We start from the raw sequence: 17,997 nt of genomic DNA on the forward strand, positions 1-17,997 counted from the left end.
GTGTCAATATCAGGAAATCTGCGCGAAAAGAGAGGCAGGGGAAGGCATGACTCCACAGCGGCCGAGCACCCGGTTCCGGCGGCTGACCGTGCTCGCGGCGGTCGTCACCGCGTCGGCCGCTCTCGGGGCCGCTGCCGCGCCCGCGCCGGCGCCCCCGCCCTTCGGTGCCTTCCTCGACTCCGGTCCGGCCGGGGTGACCCGCATGGCGGAGCTGAGCGACTGGCTGGGCGGCACCGAGCTGAAGGTCGCGCACACCTATCTGCCCGGCGGCCGCTGGGAGGACATCGAAGGCCCGCCCGGCTTCCTGGACGCGTGGGCGCAGTGGCGGCGCGAGAAGGCGGACCGGACCCTCGTCCTCAACGTGCCCATGCAGGAGCGCAACGAGGAGCACCTGTCCGACGACCAGGTGCGGTCGCTGCTGCGGCAGGGCGCGGACGGGCAGTTCGACCGGCACTTCCGCACGCTGGCCGAGCGGCTGGTGAAGCTGCGGGTCCCGGACACGGTCGTCGTGCTCGGCTGGGAGATGAACGGCATCACCTACACCCACCGCTGCGGACCGGACCCGGAGGCATGGAAGGCGTACTGGAAGAGAATCGTCAAGGCGATGCGGGCGGTGCCGGGCCAGAAGTTCCGCTTCGACTTCGCGCCGAGCCGCGGCCGGGACGCCGTTCCGTGGACCGAGTGCTATCCCGGGGACGACAAGGTCGACATCATCGGAATGGACTCCTACGACCAGCCGGCCGGAATGCCGTTCGACGAACAGGTGAAGGAGCCCTATGGTCTGCAGCGGCAGGTGGATTTCGCGAAATCCCACCGCAAGCCCATCTCGTATCCGGAGTGGGGGCTCTTCCGCAACGGCGACAACGCCGAGTACATGCGGCGCATGCTCGGCTGGATCGACGACCACCGGCCGCTGTACAACACGCTGACCGACTACTGCCCGCACGGCGTGTGGCAGTGCTCGGACAACCCAGGGTCGTCCGCGGTCTACCGCTCCGCCCTGTACGGCCGCACCGGACCGCGGGACCGGGCCCGGACGGGACCGGGCGCCCGCTATCCCTGACCGCGTTCCCTCCACCGGTGCAGCACCTCCTTGCCCCGTCGCCGGGCGGCCGCGTCGCACAGCGCGGCCGACAGCAGCGGGGCGGTGCGCCGCCGGGCCAGCAGGAGCCGCTGGTTGACGACCCGTTCGGGACGCCAGTGGTGTTTGTACGGTTCTTCGCCGCGCAGCAGGCTCAGCGTGCCGCCGCTGTGTGCGGCGCCCTCCGCGCACGCGTCCAGCAGCATCACGGCCACGTCCGCCTTGCGTTCCCTGAGGCCCGGATGGGCGCCGTACAGATAGCCGCCGGCCAGGCTCCGGGACAGCAGCGTCAGGTCGACCGCCACCACGTCGGCGCCGATCCGGAACTCGGTCACGACGGCGTCGCCGGAGCGGACCATCGGCCCCACCGCGCGCACCAGGTGCTCCCGGAAGCGCGGCCGCAGATGCTCCGTCGTCACCTTCCGCCCCTGCCACTGCAGCCGGTGCAGCTCCAGCAGCCGGTGCAGCGCCGTGGCCACGTCCTCGGGAGCGACCACCCGCCGCTCCACGCCCAGCGCCCTGAGCCTGCGCAGCTTGGCGCGCACCCGCTGGGCCTTGTCCGACGACAGCCGGGCGACCAGCTCGTCCATGGGCACGGCGGGCAGCTCCAGGCACACCGAGTCGCCGACCGTGCGGCACGGCCCGCGCCAGCGGTCGTAGACGCGCTCCACCGCGCCGCCCGGCCGCACCTCGCGGAAGTCGATCAGCGCCGTGCGCGCCGCCTCCGACAGGGCCTCGGTGAGGGTGTCGGCCGCGTGCCCGCGGACGGTGTCGTCCAGCAGCACGTCCCCGTAGTCGGAGATCGCCCCGCCGAGCGGCACCAGCGCGGGCAGCGGGCGGCGGACCAGCATCAGCGGCGCGGCGGCGACCAGTTCGCCGCCGGAGCGCACCAGCAGCAGTCTGAGCCGCCCCTGGCTGCCGTAGGACCGCCACCACGAGTGCAGCCAGGCGTGGCTCTGGAACGGGGTCGCGGTGGCGCAGCGCCCGTACAGCCGCCCCCAGTCCGGGGCCAGCTCGGCGAAGGCGTCCCCGTCGGTGACGAGGCCGGCGGTGTGGGCCGGGGACGCCGTGTACGTCGCCGTCACAGCCGGCCGCGCGCGTCGGCGGCGATCGCGGGTCCGGGCACCGAGGCCGGGCGCAGGGGCTCCTGCTCTGGCCGGCGCCCGGGCCGCACCAGCAGCACCAGCCCGCCGAGCAGCCCGCCCGCGCTCGCGCCCACCGCGGCGGTCACCCCGGCCGACGCCGAGCTCGGCGCGGTCGGCGGCAACGCGCGGGAGAACTGCACGAGTTCGACGTGCGTCTCGGCCTTGGCGGCGTCGGCCTGCCGGGTGAGGGCCCGGGCGACCGCGTCGGCCATGTCGGCGGCCCGGGCCGGGCGGTCGGAGGTGGCGGACACGGCGACCATCGGGGCGTCCGGCGAGGTGGCGGTGCGCACGCTGTCGCGCAGGGTCTCCACGGGCACCCCGGCCGCCGCCTGCGCGTCGCCGAGCACCGCGAGCTGGGTGGCGACCCGGCCGTAGGCCTGGGCGAAGCCGAGCGCGGAGGCGGAGTCGGAGTGCTCGGTGGGTACGGCGACGACGTAGCTGGTGGCCGTGTACGTCGGTGTCTTCAGCACGCCGTACGCGCCGCCCAGCAGCCCGCCCGCGAGGACGCCGGCCGCCACCAGCGACCAGGGCGGCAGCCTGCGGGCGCGGGTGAGGCGGTCCGGGCGGGGGTACCGGGTGAGGTTCTCGGTCATGGCGAGGTGACTCCCTCGGAGGATCGGGGCTGGGGAACGGTGGGGGCGAGCGCTGCCGCGTAGACGTCCATGAGCCGGTCGGCGCTGCGGCTGATGCAGTAGTGGCGGGCCGCCTCCGGGGCGGTGCGCGGGCCGGGGCCGGCCGCGCGGACCCGGGCGAGCGCGCGGGCGTAGGCGGCCGCGCCGCCCTGGACCCGCAGGGCATCCGGGGCGGCCTCGGGCGGCAGGTCCTTGAGCGCCGGGCAGGAGGCGTAGCGCACCGGCAGCCCGGCCGCCAGCGCCTCGACGACGGCCAGTCCGAAGGCCTCCTCCGGGGACGGCGAGGCGAGCACGTCCATCGCCGAGGCCAGCGCGGGCAGGTCCGGGCCGAGGGAGTCGGCACAGGCGTACGGCCGCTCGCCGGCGAACAGCACCCGGTCGGCGACCCGGGCCTCGACGGCGGTCCGGTGCAGGGCGCCCTCCTCGCCGCCCCCGCCGACCAGCAGCAGCCGGCTGTCGCCGGGGAGTTCGGCGAGGGCCCGGATCAGGACGTCGAAGCGTTTGCCTGGGTGCAGCCGGCCGATGCCGCCGATGACGAACGCGTCCTCGGGCAGCCCGAGCCGGGCGCGGGTGCGCACGCGTCGTACGGGGTCGAAGCGGAACCGCTCCAGGTCGATGCCGTTGGGCACCACCTCGATGCGCGGCCCGGGCACGCCCCAGCGGGTGAGCCGCTCGGCGACCGTGGGGGAGACGGCGACCGTGGACCGGCCCAGCCGCTCACCGGCCAGATACAGTGCGCGCACGCCCGCGGTGAGCGGCCGGCCCTCCATCTGCGAGTCGCCGAGGGAGTGTTCGGTGGCGACGACCGCGCGGACCCCGGCGAGCCGGGCGGCGATCCGGCCGTACAGGCAGGCCCGGTAGAGGTGGGTGTGCACCAGGTCGTAGCGGCCGTCCCGGATGATCCGGGCCAGGCGCGGCAGCGCGCCGAGGTCACGGTTGCCGCCCATGCCGAGGTGCACCACCCGTACACCGTCGGCGGCCAGCCCCGCGGCGACCGGCCCCGGGTTGGTCAGCGTCACCACATCGCACTCCACGGGCAGCTGCCGCAGCAGCAGCCGCAGTTGCTGTTCGGCGCCGCCGACCCCGAGCCCGGTGATGATGTGCAGCGCCCTCATCGCAGCCCCTCGACGGGACGGCGGCGCAGCCGGTGGAGCCGGCGTTTCAGGAACAGGCGCACGGCGGTGTCGTTCTGCCCGACGTGCACCCGCGGCAGGGTGTACGGGCCGCTCAGCACACCCGGGTCGATGGCGCAGGCGTAGCCGTAACCGGCCTTCCGTACGGCGTCGACGGTCCGTCGGTCGACCGTGCCGTACGGGTAGCAGAAACCGGTGACCGGGGTGCCGGTCAGCTTCTCCAGCAGCGCGCGGCTCTCGGCGGTCTCGGCGCCGAGGGAGGTGTCGCCGGCGCGGGTGAGGTCGACGTGGGTGAGTCCGTGCGAGCCGATCTCCACACCCGCCAGGGCGGCGTGCCGGACACCGGCGGCGGTGAGCAGCGGCTTGCGCGGGCCCAGCGGGTCCCACGCGTTGTCGCCGCCGAGCCGGCCGGCCAGCACGAACAGGGTGGCCGTGCACTCCCAACGGGCCAGCAGGGGCAGGGCGTTGTCGAGGAAGTCGGCATACCCGTCGTCGAAGGTGAGTCCCACCAGGCCGCGTCCCTCGCCCCGGGCGCGGGCGGCGAGCAGCTCGGCCACCGACACGCCCCGCAGGCCCCGGCCGCGCAGCCAGCGCAGCTGCCGGTCGAGCCGGCCGGGCGTGACCGTGACGCGGTACGGGTCGTAGGAGCAGTCGCCGACCGAGTGGTACATGGCGATCCAGGGGACGGAACCGGGTCCGGTGGCACCGGCGCGGAGCGGGGACTCAACGGAGGACGGCATGGGCGAGCCTTCGGGCGAGGGTGCGGAGGAACTGGAGTGCGGGCGCGCATCCCTGGGCGCCCAGGGCCCGGCCGAGCAGGACGAACACCACCGTGACGGTGGCGCCCCCGGCGAGCAGTCCGGCGAACGGGTCGGTGAGCCGGCTCGCGACCAGCGCCCCGGCCGGCGCGGCCGCCGCGGCGGCGGGCAGCGGCCGGCCCGACTCACGCAGCACACGCCGGACACGGATCGGCACGCTGCGCGGGCCCATGCCGGACAGCAGCAGTGCGGCGGTGAGCGTGATGCCGGCGGCGTTGGCCGCGGCGATCCCGGTGACGCCCCAGGAGCCGACCGTCCACGCCCCGAGGCAGGAAGTCACGGCGATGCCGGCGGTCATGGCGGCGAGCGGGTACCAGGTGGCGCGGCCCGCCGAGAAGTAGGAGCGGACCAGCACCCCGGTCAGCGTCTGGCCGAGCAGCCCGAGCGCGTACACCCGCATCACGCCCGCGGTCGCCGCGGTGTCCGCGGCGGTGAACGCGCCCCGCTGGAACAGGAGCCGGACGAGCTGCGGGGCACAGGCGACGACGGCCGCGGTGCCGAGCAGCACCAGACAGCAGGCCACCGCCAGATCCCGCTCCACCCGGGTCCGGGCCCGCTCGGTGTCGCCGTCGGCGAGCGCCCGTGCCACCAGCGGGAAGGTGACCGTGCACAGCATCATCGACAGCGTCATCGGGATCTGCGCGACCTTCTGCGCGTAGTTCAGGTGCGAGATGGCCCCGGCGGGCAGGTTCGAGGCGAGGAACCGCTCGATGAGCACCTGGGACTGCCGGCACAGCGCGAACAGCAGCACGCTGGCCATCAGCGCGATGTCCAGGGGCTGTGCGTCCGCGACGTCCCCGGTGACGGAGCCGGCCGTACCGCGGTTGCGCAACTGCCGCACCAGGAACGGTACTTGGCAGACCACCATCAGGCAGCCGCCGACCGCGACCCCGAGCGCGGCCGAGCGCACGCCCCAACGGCCGCCGAGGGTGAACACGGTGCCGACGATGCCGATGTTGTAGACGACGTAGATCGCCGCCGGGACCAGGAAGCGGCGGTGGGCCCGCAGGGCCGCGCTGCAGTACCCGGCGAGCCCGAAGCTGAGCACACAGGTCGCGGTGAGCCGGGTGCAGTCCACGGCGAGCGCGGGGTCGCGCAGGCCGGGCGCGAGGACCTCGACCAGCTGCGGAGCGGCCGCGGCGAGCAGCGCGCCCACCGCCGCGAAGGCCAGCGCCAGCCGGGGCAGGGTGCCGGCCACCAGCGAACGGACCGGGTCGCCCGGGGCACCCCGGGCGCGCCGGGCCAGGGCCAAGCTGAACGCAGGGATCAGCGCGAACGCCAGCCCGTCCTCGATGAGCAGCGTGGCCGCGAACTCCGGCACGGTCCAGGCGACGAGGAAGGCGTCGGTGTCACGTCCGGCCCCGAACAGCCGCGCCAGCGACTGGTCCCGGACCAGCCCGAGCAGCGCCCCCGCGACCGAGAGGGAGGCCGTGACGAGGGTGGCCCTGGCCAGGAACCTCCGGGTGGGCGGGGCGTGTTCGGGACCGGTCCCCGCAGCCGGGGCGGCGCGCGCGGCGGACCGGGCCGGCGGCAGCACCACCGCGCCGTCGCCGCCGTCCGGACCCGGCACCGTACCGGTCCGTGGTCCGGGCCCCGGGGAGGGCGTCACCGTCATCGGAGCGCGGCCTCCCCGACGACGGCGCCCCGGGCACCCGTGAGCGCGTCGCGCTCGTCGGAGCCGGTGGCCTCCGCGCCCACCAGCGCCCACCACGCCACGAGCCCGAAGCACACCGCGGTCAGTACGGTCGACGGGCCGCCGATGTCGGCGTAGGCGAAGTCGGCCAGCTGCCAGACCAGCAGCCCGCAGGCGGTGAGCGCGCACTCCCCGCCCCGGCTCGCACGACGGGCCCGCCCCAGGCCCCGCAGCGCGCACACCAGCAGGGCCAGCCAGCCGCCCGCCAGGCCGAGCAGCCCGGTCAGGCCCTGCTCGCCGAGCACCAGCAGGTACATGTTGTGCGGGGACAGGAGCGGCTGCCTGCGGTAGGCGGCGCCCGCGCCCTCCGTGTCGCTGCCCGAGGACAGCGCGAGCGAGGCGTGCCCGTCGCGGTACTCGGGGAAGCCCTTCAACCCGACGCCGGTCAGCGGGTGCTGCCGCCACATGTCGCCGGCCGCCGCCCACATGGTGTACCGGTCGGTGACCGACTGGTCGGGCGCGTCGGTGACCTGCGTGATGCTGTCGATCCGCTCCTGCAGCATCGCCGTGCCCACCCCGAGACCGCCCACCAGGACCACACCCGCCGCCACGACGGCCGCGCCGACCCGCAGCGCCCGGCGCGCCCCGGCCAGCACCAGCTGGACGGTGAGGGTCACGGCGGTGGCGATCCAGGCGCCCCGGCTGAAGGACAGCGCCAGGGGAACCAGGAGGGCGACGGCGCAGCCGGCCGCGATCCCCCGCTCGCGCCCCCGGGTCCGGCCGAGCGCCAGTGCGACCGCGCACACCAGCCCGAAGGACACCACGGTCGCCATGCCCATCACGTCCTGCGCCCCGAACGTGCCGACCGCGCGGATGTCCTCGCCCTGGTAGGAGGCGCCGGTCCCGGTGGCGTACTGCTCGACGCCGATCGCCCCCTGCCACAGTGCGAGCCCCACGAACGACCAGGTCAGCAGCCGGAAGTCACGCCGGTCGCGGATCAGCAGCAGGACGGCGGCGGGCACGAGGACGAAGATCTGGAGGTAACGGCCGAGGCCGGCGATCCCGGCGCCCGGCGACACCGCGCCCATCGCGGCGAGCGCGAGGCCGGGCACCGGCAGACCGAGCACCACGGCGGCCGTACGGGACAGCGGGCGCCGCCGCTCGCGCAGGAGCCGTACGACGCAATGGGCGACGACCAGGGCGGACAACGCGTCGGCCGGGCCCGCGCCGCTCTCGCCGCCGGGGGAGAGCGGCAGCGCGAGCAGGGCGACCACGGCGACCACCGGCAGCGCCGGGGACGGATCGCGCAGGCGGCCGAGCGGCAGGGCGAGGCTCATCGGTCAGCTCCCCGTGGAACGCACGAGCGCGGCCGCGGTGCGCAGCAGGATGCAGATGTCCTGCCACAGCGACCAGTCGTCGATGTAGGCGTTGTCGAAGCGGGCCCGGTCCTCGATGGAGGTGTCGCCGCGCAGGCCGTTGATCTGGGCGAGGCCGGTGATGCCGGTCCGCATGCGGTGGCGGGCCGCGTAGCCGGGATGGACCCGGCTGAACCGGGTGACGAAGTAGGGGCGTTCGGGGCGTGGGCCGACCAGGCTCATGTCGCCCCGGAAGACGTTCCACAGCTGGAGCAGCTCGTCCAGGGAGGTCACCCGCAGGAAGCGGCAGAAGCGGCTCATCTCGCGCTCGCCCGCCACGCTCCACCGGGTCGCCGCCTCGTGCTCGTCGACCGGGCGGTGGGTGCGGAACTTCAGCAGGGTGAAGGGGCGCCCGTTCCTGCCGACGCGCTCCTGCCGGAAGACCACCCCGGGCCCGTCGGTGAGTCTGAGCACGACCGCGCACACCAGCAGCACCGGACCGGCCAGCACCAGCAGGATCCCGGACACCACCGTGTCCAGCAGCCGCTTGCCGAGGCTGCCGCGCCGCCGGTCGCCCAGGTCCAGGCGGCGCACGGAGAACCCGGCGAGCTGGTCGCGCCTCTCGTACGACGGGCAGTCCGCGTCCACCTCCCACACCGTGCAGCCCGACTCGGCCATCGCCCGCAGCAGCGGACCCTGCCGGGTGCGCATGGCCGGCTCGACGGTGAGCACGACCCGCACCCCGTTCTGGATGAGCGCCCGCTCCACCTCCTCGCCGCTGGTGAGCACGGGCAGCCCGCCCCTGCCGTCGGGACGCTCGGCGACGACCCCCACCGGCCGCACCCCGCAGCGCGGGTGCCGCAGCAGCGCGGCGGCGACCCGCTGGGCGGTTCCGGCGGAGCCGACGAGCAGGGCCGTACGCGGGTGGCGCACCAGCACCATGCGGCGCCGCCAGTACACGCAGCCGCGGGCCGCGCAGGCCGCCGTCGCGTGCACCGCCCAGCCCAGCAGCAGCGCGCGGGCGGTCAGCGCGCGGCCGGGGTCGTCGGCGGCGAGCAGGGCGGCGAGGGAGAGCCAGGCGACCGCGATCCGGCCGCAGACGACGGGCAGTTCGTCGAGCACGCCGGGCAGCGGCCGGGGCGAGGGCGGGCGCAGGAGTATCGCCCCCGACAGCAGCACGACGACCGGCAGCAGGCGGCGGTCCGCCTCGCCCAGCGTGACCGCGCCCGCCAGCGCGGCGAGCAGGTCGGCGGCGAGCAGCGGCAGGGGTGAGGCGGGCCGTGCGGGCCGCCGCCGAGCCGGGAACCGGAAGCCGCCCGAGGGGCGGGCCGGCATGACCGGGACGGGCGGGAATCCGTGGTCCCGTGGCTGCCCGCCGGGGGAGGGGACGGTGCGTTCCGCAGTCACGAGTGGATGGACTCCCTGCACTCGGAGGGCATGGACGGGCGTGTTTCCTCGTCCGCCGCCGGGGCGCCGAGGAGCGCGCGGTAGAGGTCCGCGACCCGCTCCGCGCTCTGCCGTATGTCGTGCGTGGACCGGACGTGACGGCGCCCCTGTTCGCCCAGTGACGCGCGCAGCGCAGCGTCGGACAGCAGCGCGACGACGGCCCCGGCCAGCGCCTCGGCGTCCTCCGGCGGGACCAGACAGCGGGCCGTGTGCGCGGGCGGCAGGCTCTCGCGGGCGCCGTCCACGTCGGTGACCACGACCGGCCGCCCGCAGGCCAGCGCCTCCAGCGGGGCGAGGGCCATGCCCTCCCAGCGCGAGGGCAGGACCACCAGGTCGGCGGCCCGGTACCAGGGCACGGGGTCGGCCACGGCACCGGTGAAGTGGACTGCGGGGTGGGCCTGCCGGCCCAGCGCGGCGCGGTCGGGTCCGTCGCCGACGAGCACCAGCCGGGCGTCCGGCACCGCGTGCAGGATGCGCTCCCAGGCCCGCAGCAGCACGTCCTGGCCCTTCTGCCGGCACAGCCGGCCGACGCAGACGACCAGCGGCGCAGTCGGGTCGAGGCCGGGCAGCAGGGCGACACGGTCGCGCTCCGGTGCCGTGGGCGCGGGTGTGAGGGAGGAGCCGGGCATGGCGGGTATGAGGGAGAAGCCGGGTGCGGGGGAGAAACGCTCGAGGTCGATGCCGTTGGGGATCACGGCGTACGCGGCGCGCACCCCGGCGCTCGTTCCGGTCGTGCGCTCTGCCTCGCTGACGCACACCACCCGGTGGGCCCAGCGCGCCCCCCACCGCTCCCAGCGCAGAGCGAGGGCGGCGGCGGCGCCGCCGACGGCCTCGAACGACCACGCGTGCGGCTGGAACACGGTCGGAATGCGCCCGCGCACGACGAGCCGGGCGGCGAGTCCCGCCTTGGCGCTGTGTGCGTGCACCAGTTCGGGCCGTACCTCGTCGATCAGTCGTGCGAGCCGTCCTATCTCACCGGCCAGCCCCGGACCCGGTGACCGCCCGGCCCGCCACTCGCGCACATCGGCGCCCAGGTCCCGCAGGGCCGCGGCGAGTTCGCCGCCGGGGCACCCGGCCGTGACCCGCAGACCGGCCGTGAGCTGGGCCCGCACGAGGTCCAGTACGACTCGGGCGACCCCGCCGTCGACGGGTTGCGCGAGATGCAGGACCCGCGGCCGGAAGTCGGGTGCTGGCTGGTGCATTTCGCGGGTTACCTCGCTCACGGGGGTGCTCGGGGGGTGCGGGTGGGTACGCGCGTCATGCCCGCGCGTTCACGGCGACGGAAGAAGCGCCGGCTCACGACGCGTCCGGCTGGGAAACGAGCCGGACGCCCGGCTGGTCACCACCGCGTCGCGGTCGCTGAGTGCGGCGGTCAGGAAGAAACCCGGACATATGTGCTGGAATCGTGAAGGTTTCTTTCCTGAGGGATCACTCCATTGGCGGCACAACCCCAGGCGGTGTCGTGCGTTGACACAGCGCTGGGCATTCCGCCCGGATGTTCGTGTCGATTTCAAGGAGCACCTCTCCATGTCGCGTATCGCGAAGGGTCTGGTCCTGACCTCCGCCGCCATCGCGGCCGTCGCCGGCGGTGCCGGTGTGGCTGCCGCCGACTCCGGCGCGCTCGGCACCGCCGCCAACTCGCCGGGTGTGGCGTCGGGCAACGTCGTCGAGGTTCCGGTTCACGTGCCGGTCAACGTCTGCGGTGACACCGTCGACGTCATCGGTCTGCTGAACCCGTCGTTCGGCGGGCACTGCACCAACGACTGACGTCGGGACGCACCCCTTCGGCCGGCCGTCCGCCCGCGCTTCGTCCGCGGGCGGGCGGCCGGTTCAGGTCTCCCCCGGATGGTTCACTCCAGGTGGGTGAGCGGTTGCGGAACGTCATGGCTGGTTCAACGGTGGGCTCAGGCCCCTGCCCCACCGAAAGGAACCTCCATGCGTGTGCTGCCCGTGCGGCGTCTCGCGTCCACGACCCTCTGCGCCGCCCTCCTGGTCGGTATCGCCGGCCCCGCCGCCGTCGCCGCCGACTCGGCCCGGGAGCGCACCCACGCCGGCTCCCGTTCGGCGGTCCCCGGCGCCGACGCGCTGCTCGCCCAGGTCAGGTCCCTGCGCAACGTCGACCCCGTGCTCAACCCGGTCGTCGACCTGCTCGACCAGTCCCTGCAGAAGGGCCGGCTGACCCCAGACCAGGCCCGCAGGCTCGGCGAAGCGGCCAAGGCGGCCGTCGCCAAGGCCGCCGCGGCAGCGCCGACGGCACCGGCGACGCCCGCCACCCCGGCCACGCCCACCACCCCGGCGACCCCCACCGATCCGGCCATGTCGAACACCGATCCGGCCATGTCGAACACGGCCGCCTCCCCGAGCATGTCGGCCTCCCCGAACACGGCCGCCTCCCCGAGCATGTCGGCCTCCCCGAGCACGTCGGCCTCGCCGGGCCGGCCCGCCGCACCGTCCCTGCCGGCCGACCCGAGTGTGGGCGCGCCGACCGTGCCCGCGGCCGCGCCCCTGCTCACCACGTTCGCCAAGAGCGACGTCAAGGCCGGCCAGGCCCGCGACCTCACCGGCGACCTGCAGAACGCGATCGACGCGCTGCTCCAGGCCGTCACCTCCAACGTCGACGCGCTGCTGGTCACCGTCACCGGAGCCGTGAGCGACCTGGTCGACCTGATCACCTCGACCATCGGCGGCCTGCCCCTGCCGCTGCCCGTGCCGCTGCCCAGCCTTCCGGCGGAGCCGGCGCTGCCCACCGGGTGATCCGCGCTGCTCGCGCCGCCTCGGCCGTCGTGTCCGCCGTATCCGTCGGGCGCGACGGCCGAGCGCTGTTCACCGGCCGGGAGGGGATCTCATATGTCTTCTCGGCGCGGAGTTTCCGGCCCGGAGGGCTCTCGTTAGGCACGGCGTCAGAACTCCCTGGGGCGACCTGAGTTGCCGAAGAAAGGAACAGGATGAAGTCCCTGAAGGCTGCCGCTGTCGTTGCCGGTTCCGTGGCCCTGGCCGGCGTCGCCGCGCCCGCGTTCGCCGCCCACAGCACCGCCGACCTCACGCCCACCAGCCTCAACGGCGCCGTGAACACGCTCTCCAAGGGCGGTTTCACCCTGCACGACGTCATGCCGCTGCAGCACCAGTCGGACGCGCTCAGCACCGAGAACAAGGACTCCGTGCTCAGCACCGTCAAGGGCGCCACCGGTGCTCTGAACCAGCACAACCCGCTGCTCGGCGGCCTGCCCCTGCAGAGCTGAGGTTCGAGACCCCTTCCCTCGATCGTGTGGAGCGGCCCCGGGCGCTGGTCCGTAAGAGTGAGAAGCCGCCGGGCCGCGCCACACCCCGTCGATAAGGTCGCGCGGTGACCTCAACCTCAAGCGAAGCCCGCCCCTTCCGCGCCGCCGCCCTCGGCACGCTCGTCGTCCTTCCCTGGAGCGGCGAGTCACCCGACGGCAGCGACATGCCGTACCTGCTGGCCTACTCCCTCGGGGACGCCGAGGGCGGCCCGGAGGCCACCGCCGCCGCGGTCGGGCGGCTGCTGGAGGGCAACGGCCTGCCGGTCGGCGGCGACCTGGTCGACGGCACCGCCAAGCCGAGCCTGCCCGTCACCCTGCTGGTCGAGGCCGGTCAGGCCGTCCTCAACATGCCGCAGCTGGTCGCCCAGGCCGACGCGCCGCCGGAGTGGCTCGCCGCCGTCGCCAAACGCGGTTACGCCTACCTCGTCTTCACCACCCGCGCCTGGCCCGAGGGCGAGCCCGGCAAGCCCGTCGAGCCCGCCGCGCTGGCCGCCTTCGCCGGTGCGGACGAGACCCTGAAGGCCGCCGCGCACGTCGTCCTGCCGGCCCGCAGCCTGCGCCGCTGATGCCCCGGACCCTGGCCGGCGGCAGGGGACTCGGGCTGCTGCTGGTGATCACCGGGGCGGCCGGGCTGCTCGCCTCCTGGGTCATCACCCTCGACAAGTTCAAGCTGCTGGAGAACCCGAACTTCGTCCCCGGATGCAGTCTGAACCCGGTGGTGTCCTGCGGCAGTGTGATGAAGAGCGACCAGGCCGCGGCCTTCGGGTTCCCCAACCCGATGCTGGGCCTGGTGGCCTACGGGATCGTCGTCTGCGTCGGCATGAGCCTGCTGGCCGACGCCCGGTTCCCCGGCTGGTACTGGCTGTCGTTCGAGGCCGGGTGCCTGTTCGGCGTGGGGTTCTGCACCTGGCTGCAGTTCCAGTCGCTGTACCGGATCAACGCGCTGTGCCTGTGGTGCTGTCTGGCGTGGGTCGCCACGATCGTCATGTTCTGGTACGCCACCGCGCTCGTCGTCGGAAACGGGTTCCTGCCCGCCCCCGGATGGGCCAGGACCTTCTTCGCGGAGTTCACCTGGCTGCCTCCGCTCCTGCACGTCGGTGTCGTCGGAATGCTCGTACTGACCCGATGGTGGGACTTCTGGACCAGCTGATGAAGGATCGGCTGATGAATGACGAGCCGATGAGTGAACAGCCGACAAGTGACGAGCTGATGAGTGACGAGCCGACAATTGCTGCACTCGGGCGAAATGTGAGCTGATGTCGTTTTCCGGCTCGTTACGCGGTACGGACGTCGAACCCTACGCATCCTGAAAGGGCCCGTACCTGCCATGAAGTCGACCACCCGAGGAACCCTTGCCGCAGTCGTCACGGGCGTCGCGGCCGTCGTGGGGGCCGCCGGTCCCGCCGCGGCGGTCGGTGCGGTCCCCGTCGCCGTACCGCTGGAAGGTGTCTCCGACTCCCTGAACATGGAGGTGCCCAAGGCCGGTGTCGAGGTGCCGCTGCTGACCCCGGGCGCCCCCGAAGGGCCGCGGTACGCCACCGGGCGGCTCCTGCCCGAGCGGGCGCTGCCCCAGCTTCCGGTGACCGGTGCCCTGCCCGGCGCGGACCTCAGGGCACCCCTGCCGCGCGTCCTCGGTGACGGCTTCGACCACGTCGGCATGGGCGCCCCCGCCTCCGACCTGTACACGCTCGGCCCCGGCCTGGCACTGGACGCCCCCGTGACCCAGCCCGACCCGGACAACTTCGGCCTCCCGGACCTCAAGCTCCCCCAGGCCGGCGTCGTCGCCCCGGCCCTGCGGACCGTCCCCGGCGCCTCCCTGGGCACGGGCCCGGGCCTGTAGCCGGCGGTACGGAGGCCGCCGTACCCACCGGATGGCTCTGTGCCGGTGACCCCGTCCGCGTTCCGACGGTTACCCGTACGGACATCTGATCCCGGACGAGGAGAGAGCGATGGTCGTGGGTGCCGATGGCGTAGCGATGGGGGCGGAGCAGCAGGTCAGAGTGGGTGCGTGGAGAGTGACGCGGAGGGAGATGACGCGGGGACTGCTGGCCTCGGCCGCCGCCCTGGCGCTGGCACCGGTCGTCGCCGCCTCCCGCCCGGTCCCCTCGGCGGACGGCCCCGAGGGCAGCTCCTTCGACGAGACCTACCGGGGCCGCCGCATCCTGGGCGTCCTGGTGCCGATCGCCGGCCGCGCCGTGCCCCAGAGCGAATGGCAGGTCACCGTCGACGGCCGCCCGCTGCACCTGATGCGCCGGGCCGACGGCACCTGGCTGAGCATGGTGGACCACTACAGCTCGTACCGCACCCCGCTGGAGGCGACCCGCGCCGCCGTCGACGAGATGGGCCCCGGCCGGCAGCTGCGCGACCTCGCCCCGGGCCCGGTCGGCGGGACGCCGACGACGGCACACATGCACATGGGGGGTGAGCATGGCGTACGTGCGTAAGGACGTCAGCACGCTCACCCCCACCGAGCGCCGGCGGTTCGTGAAGGCCCTGCTGGAGCTCAAACGGCGTGGTGAGTACGACGAGTTCGTGCGCCTGCACATCAACTACTACACCGCCGACGGCGAGGCCGGCCTGCGCACCGCGCACATGGCCCCCTCCTTCCTGCCCTGGCACCGCAGGTTCGTGCTGGACCTGGAACGGGCGCTGCGCCGCGTGGACTCCTCGGTGACGGTGCCGTACTGGGACTGGACCCGGGACCGTACGACGACGTCCGTGCCCTGGACGAAGGACCTGCTGGGCGGCAACGGGCGGCGCTCCGACCGGCAGGTGATGACCGGTCCGTTCGCCTACTCGGCGGGCCACTGGACCATCAAGGAGGGGATCACGGACGGCAAGTTCCTCACCCGGGACCTGGGCCGTTCCGCCGCCCCCATCGCGCTGCCCACCAAGAGCGAGCTGAAATGGGCCCTCGACGACGCCGTCTACGACGTCCGGCCCTGGGACTCGACGGTCACCCGGGGCTTCCGCAACAAGCTGGAGGGCTGGGGGACCGGCAGCGGCAGCGGCTCCTGGCGCAACCACAACCGGGTGCACCGATGGGTCGGCGGCGAGATGCTCGGCGGCGCCTCCGTCAACGACCCGGTGTTCTGGCTGCACCACGCCTTCCTGGACCTGCAGTGGTACCGGTGGCAGCGCGCCCACCGCAGCCACCGCTATCTGCCCGCGGACCCGCCCGGATCCGCCGACCCGCAGCGCGGGCGGATCGTCTCCCGGCACCAGAAGCTGCCGCCCTGGAACGTGACGCCGGACGGGCTGGAGGACATGAGCAAGGTCTACCGGTACGCGTGAGCGCGTGACGGCATGAGAAGAGCCCCGGCGCTCGAGGTGCCGGGGCTTTCTCCTGTGCGCTGGGCTCAGCTGCCGTAGCCACCGGGGGTGCTGGGGGTGCCGGGGGTGCCGGTGGGGGTGCCCGGGTTGGCGCAGCCGTTGCCGAAGGCGGGGTTCAGCAGGCCGATGACGTCAACCGTGTCCCCGCACAGGTTCACGGGCACGTGGACGGGAACCTCGACCACGTTGCCGGACAGGACGCCGGGCGAGTTGGCGGACCCGCCCTGGGCGCCCGCATCGGCCAGGGCCAGGCCGGCCCCGCTGATCACCACGGCACCGGTGCCGAGAGCGACGGCGGCTGCCTTCGCGATGCGAGACATCACGTTCTCCTTCTGTTGCTCGGTGAGTGCGGTGGCAGGACCAGCCACCGCGCTGCCCCTTCAACTGCGTGGTACGGGGCCGGTCACGGTGATCGGCGGGGTTCACTCTCCCCGTAAGAGCGTTGACGCGGGCCGGTGTTAATACGAGACGTCGGGTGCGGATGTCCCCCTGACCGCCGGTCATGACCACCGGCGCCGGCACCGACACGGCCGCGCCGGTCCGGCAGTTGACCGGGCCGTCGGCCGAGGGGAGCCGGCTGCGTGCTCCCGCCGCCGTGGCACTGGGCTCGGACGGCCCCGAGCGGATCGCCGAGGCGGCCCGGCTGTCGGCGAAGGGCACCGTGCTGACGCGGGCGCGGCTGGGCGAACAGGTGATGACGGGCGGCGCGCAGCATGAACTACCTCTCTTCTACGGCCTGTTCAGCGAGTCGGCGCGGCCGGAGCACGGGCCGGAGGCGCGGCGGACGCCGTCCTGGACCCCTTCGTACGGGGCGGGCGGCTGGTGCGGCCGACGGCTCGGTGGGCCCGGGAGAAGCCGGTGCTGCGATCGCCGAGCGGACCTTCGGGCCGGGCGTCGAGTGCCCGGAGCGGGTCGTGGACGAGCGCCTGCGGGGCCTGGTGCGAGGACTCCGGCGAGATCGAGCATGTGACGCGGCGACGCCATCCGGTAGACCTCTGGCATATGCGACATCTACCCGTGCGTTAAGGCTAATTGACGAAGCGTCAAGTTTGCGATTGGCGCAGCGTCAAGTTTCCGATCGGCGCAGCGTCAAGTCTCTGCCGGTGCAGATCCGTCCGTCGCGTGACGCGGCCTCAGGGAAGTTGCCGTACCGGGGAACCCGCGAGGTGGGCCTGGATGTTCTCCACCGCCTGGCCGTAGTACGTCGCGTAGTTGGCCCGGGACACATAGCCGAGGTGGGGCGTGGCGAGGAGGCGGGGTGCGGTGCGCATCGGGTGGTCCGCGGGCAGCGGCTCGACGTCGAAGACATCGACACCGGCGCCCGCGATCCGGCCCTCGTGGAGCGCGGCCAGCAGGGCGTCCTGGTCCACGATCGCCGCGCGGGAGGTGTTGACCAGGTAGGCCGTCGGCTTCATCAGGGCCAGTTCGGCGGCGCCGACGAGACTCCGGGTGCGGTCGCCGAGGGCCAGGTGGACGGAGACGAAGTCGCTGGTGGCCAGCAGGTCCTCCTTGGAGGCGGCGAGTTCCGCACCCACTTCCGCGGCCCGTTCCCCGGTCAGGTTCTGGCTCCAGGCGGCGACCCGCATGCCGAAGGCGAGCCCGACCTGCGCCACCCGGCCGCCGATCTTCCCCAGCCCGAGCAGACCCAGCCGGCGGCCGTGCAGGTCGGCGCCGACGGTGGACTGCCAGGGCCCGCCGGAGCGCAGCGCCCCGCTCTCCCCGACGATCCCGCGGGCCAGGCCCAGCAGCAGCGCCCAGGTCAGCTCGACGGGAGGCGTCGACGCACTCGCCGTACCGCACACGGTGACGCCGTGCGCCTCGGCGGCGGCGTAGTCGATGACGCTGTTGCGCATCCCCGAGGCGACGAGCAGCCGCAGCCGCGGCAGGCGTGCGATCAGCGAGCCGGGGAACGGGACGCGTTCGCGCAGGGTGACGACGATGTCGTAGTCGGCGAGGGTCGCGGCGAGGGCGTCCTCGCCGTCGAGGTGCTCGCGCAGTGCGACGACCTCCACCCGGTCCTCGATCACCGACCAGTCGGCCGACTCGGTGGCCACACCCTGGAAGTCGTCCAGGACCGCGCAGCGAAGTCGCACGTCGTCTCTCCCTTCCCCGCGGCGACTGTACCGGCAGCTCCGGAGCGGGA

Annotated in this window: 19 protein-coding genes; 9 read left to right on the forward strand and 10 right to left on the reverse strand. The window is 74.1% G+C overall.

The genetic code is table 11. The features are described from left to right. The first annotated feature begins 46 nt into the window (after nt 1-46). The gene (locus AC07DS_RS38990) at nt 47-1,063 is read left to right on the forward strand and encodes a glycoside hydrolase family 26 protein (RefSeq protein ID WP_479153304.1); all 1,017 of its coding nucleotides are present in this window, start codon (nt 47-49) and stop codon (nt 1,061-1,063) included. On the opposite strand, the gene AC07DS_RS38995 is transcribed toward AC07DS_RS38990, so the two are convergent. Genes AC07DS_RS38995 through AC07DS_RS39030 form a run of 8 tightly spaced genes read right to left on the reverse strand, consistent with a single transcriptional unit; the run spans nt 1,054 to nt 10,445 of the window. Continuing rightward, complete coding sequence (locus AC07DS_RS38995) at nt 1,054-2,166, reverse strand: GNAT family N-acetyltransferase (protein ID WP_479153305.1); 1,113 nt, start codon at nt 2,164-2,166, stop codon at nt 1,054-1,056. The two genes, AC07DS_RS38990 and AC07DS_RS38995, sit on opposite strands and share 10 nt — an antisense overlap. Continuing rightward, complete coding sequence (locus AC07DS_RS39000) at nt 2,163-2,819, reverse strand: YveK family protein (RefSeq protein WP_479153306.1); 657 nt, start codon at nt 2,817-2,819, stop codon at nt 2,163-2,165. The genes AC07DS_RS38995 and AC07DS_RS39000 overlap by 4 nt, the downstream gene beginning before the upstream one ends. Then, nucleotides 2,816-3,973: a glycosyltransferase gene (locus tag AC07DS_RS39005; RefSeq protein WP_479153308.1), complete on the reverse strand. Its 1,158-nt coding sequence runs from the start codon at nt 3,971-3,973 to the stop codon at nt 2,816-2,818. Before AC07DS_RS39005 ends, AC07DS_RS39000 begins: the two co-directional genes overlap by 4 nt. Next, a complete protein-coding gene (locus AC07DS_RS39010; protein WP_479153310.1) occupies nt 3,970-4,731 on the reverse strand; it encodes a polysaccharide deacetylase family protein in 762 nt (253 codons plus the stop codon). The genes AC07DS_RS39005 and AC07DS_RS39010 overlap by 4 nt, the downstream gene beginning before the upstream one ends. Beyond that, the gene (gene murJ / locus AC07DS_RS39015; protein WP_479153312.1) at nt 4,715-6,424 is read right to left on the reverse strand and encodes a murein biosynthesis integral membrane protein MurJ; all 1,710 of its coding nucleotides are present in this window, start codon (nt 6,422-6,424) and stop codon (nt 4,715-4,717) included. The genes AC07DS_RS39010 and murJ overlap by 17 nt, the downstream gene beginning before the upstream one ends. Then, a complete protein-coding gene (locus AC07DS_RS39020; RefSeq protein ID WP_479153313.1) occupies nt 6,421-7,779 on the reverse strand; it encodes an O-antigen ligase family protein in 1,359 nt (452 codons plus the stop codon). Before AC07DS_RS39020 ends, murJ begins: the two co-directional genes overlap by 4 nt. Nucleotides 7,780-7,782: 3 nt before the next feature. After that, nucleotides 7,783-9,204 (reverse strand): exopolysaccharide biosynthesis polyprenyl glycosylphosphotransferase, encoded by a 1,422-nt coding sequence (locus AC07DS_RS39025; RefSeq protein WP_479153315.1) that lies wholly within the window; start codon nt 9,202-9,204, stop codon nt 7,783-7,785. Then, nucleotides 9,201-10,445 carry a glycosyltransferase family 4 protein gene (locus AC07DS_RS39030; protein ID WP_479153317.1) on the reverse strand — a complete coding sequence of 415 codons (1,245 nt, stop codon included), beginning with the start codon at nt 10,443-10,445 and terminating at the stop codon, nt 9,201-9,203. The genes AC07DS_RS39025 and AC07DS_RS39030 overlap by 4 nt, the downstream gene beginning before the upstream one ends. Before the next feature lie 325 nt (nt 10,446-10,770). On the opposite strand from AC07DS_RS39030, the gene AC07DS_RS39035 reads away from it, so the two are divergent. The 8 genes from AC07DS_RS39035 (at nt 10,771) to AC07DS_RS39070 (ending at nt 15,815) form a co-directional block, all read left to right on the forward strand. Continuing rightward, entirely contained in the window at nt 10,771-11,010 is a 240-nt protein-coding gene (locus AC07DS_RS39035; protein ID WP_479153319.1) for a chaplin, read from the forward strand. Between the two features lie 168 nt (nt 11,011-11,178). Then, entirely contained in the window at nt 11,179-11,997 is an 819-nt protein-coding gene (locus AC07DS_RS39040) for a hypothetical protein (RefSeq protein ID WP_479153321.1), read from the forward strand. 191 nt (nt 11,998-12,188) lie between these two features. Further along, a complete protein-coding gene (locus tag AC07DS_RS39045) occupies nt 12,189-12,482 on the forward strand; it encodes a hypothetical protein (protein WP_479153323.1) in 294 nt (97 codons plus the stop codon). Between the two features lie 104 nt (nt 12,483-12,586). Next, nucleotides 12,587-13,087, forward strand: coding sequence for a DUF5949 family protein (locus AC07DS_RS39050; RefSeq protein WP_479153324.1), 501 nt, complete (start codon nt 12,587-12,589; stop codon nt 13,085-13,087). After that, nucleotides 13,087-13,671 carry a vitamin K epoxide reductase family protein gene (locus AC07DS_RS39055; protein WP_479153326.1) on the forward strand — a complete coding sequence of 195 codons (585 nt, stop codon included), beginning with the start codon at nt 13,087-13,089 and terminating at the stop codon, nt 13,669-13,671. The genes AC07DS_RS39050 and AC07DS_RS39055 overlap by 1 nt, the downstream gene beginning before the upstream one ends. A gap of 177 nt (nt 13,672-13,848) precedes the next feature. Next, nucleotides 13,849-14,361 carry a hypothetical protein gene (locus AC07DS_RS39060; protein ID WP_479153328.1) on the forward strand — a complete coding sequence of 171 codons (513 nt, stop codon included), beginning with the start codon at nt 13,849-13,851 and terminating at the stop codon, nt 14,359-14,361. A 109-nt stretch (nt 14,362-14,470) separates the two neighbouring features. Continuing rightward, nucleotides 14,471-14,965 carry a tyrosinase family oxidase copper chaperone gene (locus AC07DS_RS39065; RefSeq protein ID WP_479153330.1) on the forward strand — a complete coding sequence of 165 codons (495 nt, stop codon included), beginning with the start codon at nt 14,471-14,473 and terminating at the stop codon, nt 14,963-14,965. After that, nucleotides 14,949-15,815 carry a tyrosinase family protein gene (locus AC07DS_RS39070; RefSeq protein ID WP_479153332.1) on the forward strand — a complete coding sequence of 289 codons (867 nt, stop codon included), beginning with the start codon at nt 14,949-14,951 and terminating at the stop codon, nt 15,813-15,815. The genes AC07DS_RS39065 and AC07DS_RS39070 overlap by 17 nt, the downstream gene beginning before the upstream one ends. 65 nt (nt 15,816-15,880) lie before the next feature. On the opposite strand, the gene AC07DS_RS39075 is transcribed toward AC07DS_RS39070, so the two are convergent. Together AC07DS_RS39075 and AC07DS_RS39080 are read right to left on the reverse strand one after the other, a co-directional pair. Next, on the reverse strand, nt 15,881-16,174 hold the full coding sequence (locus tag AC07DS_RS39075; protein ID WP_479153333.1) for a chaplin: 294 nt from the start codon (nt 16,172-16,174) through the stop codon (nt 15,881-15,883). Between the two features lie 813 nt (nt 16,175-16,987). Beyond that, nucleotides 16,988-17,947 (reverse strand): D-2-hydroxyacid dehydrogenase family protein, encoded by a 960-nt coding sequence (locus tag AC07DS_RS39080; RefSeq protein ID WP_479153335.1) that lies wholly within the window; start codon nt 17,945-17,947, stop codon nt 16,988-16,990. Nucleotides 17,948-17,997: the final 50 nt, after the last annotated feature.

This window comes from Streptomyces sp. NPDC044064 (genome assembly GCF_056434245.1).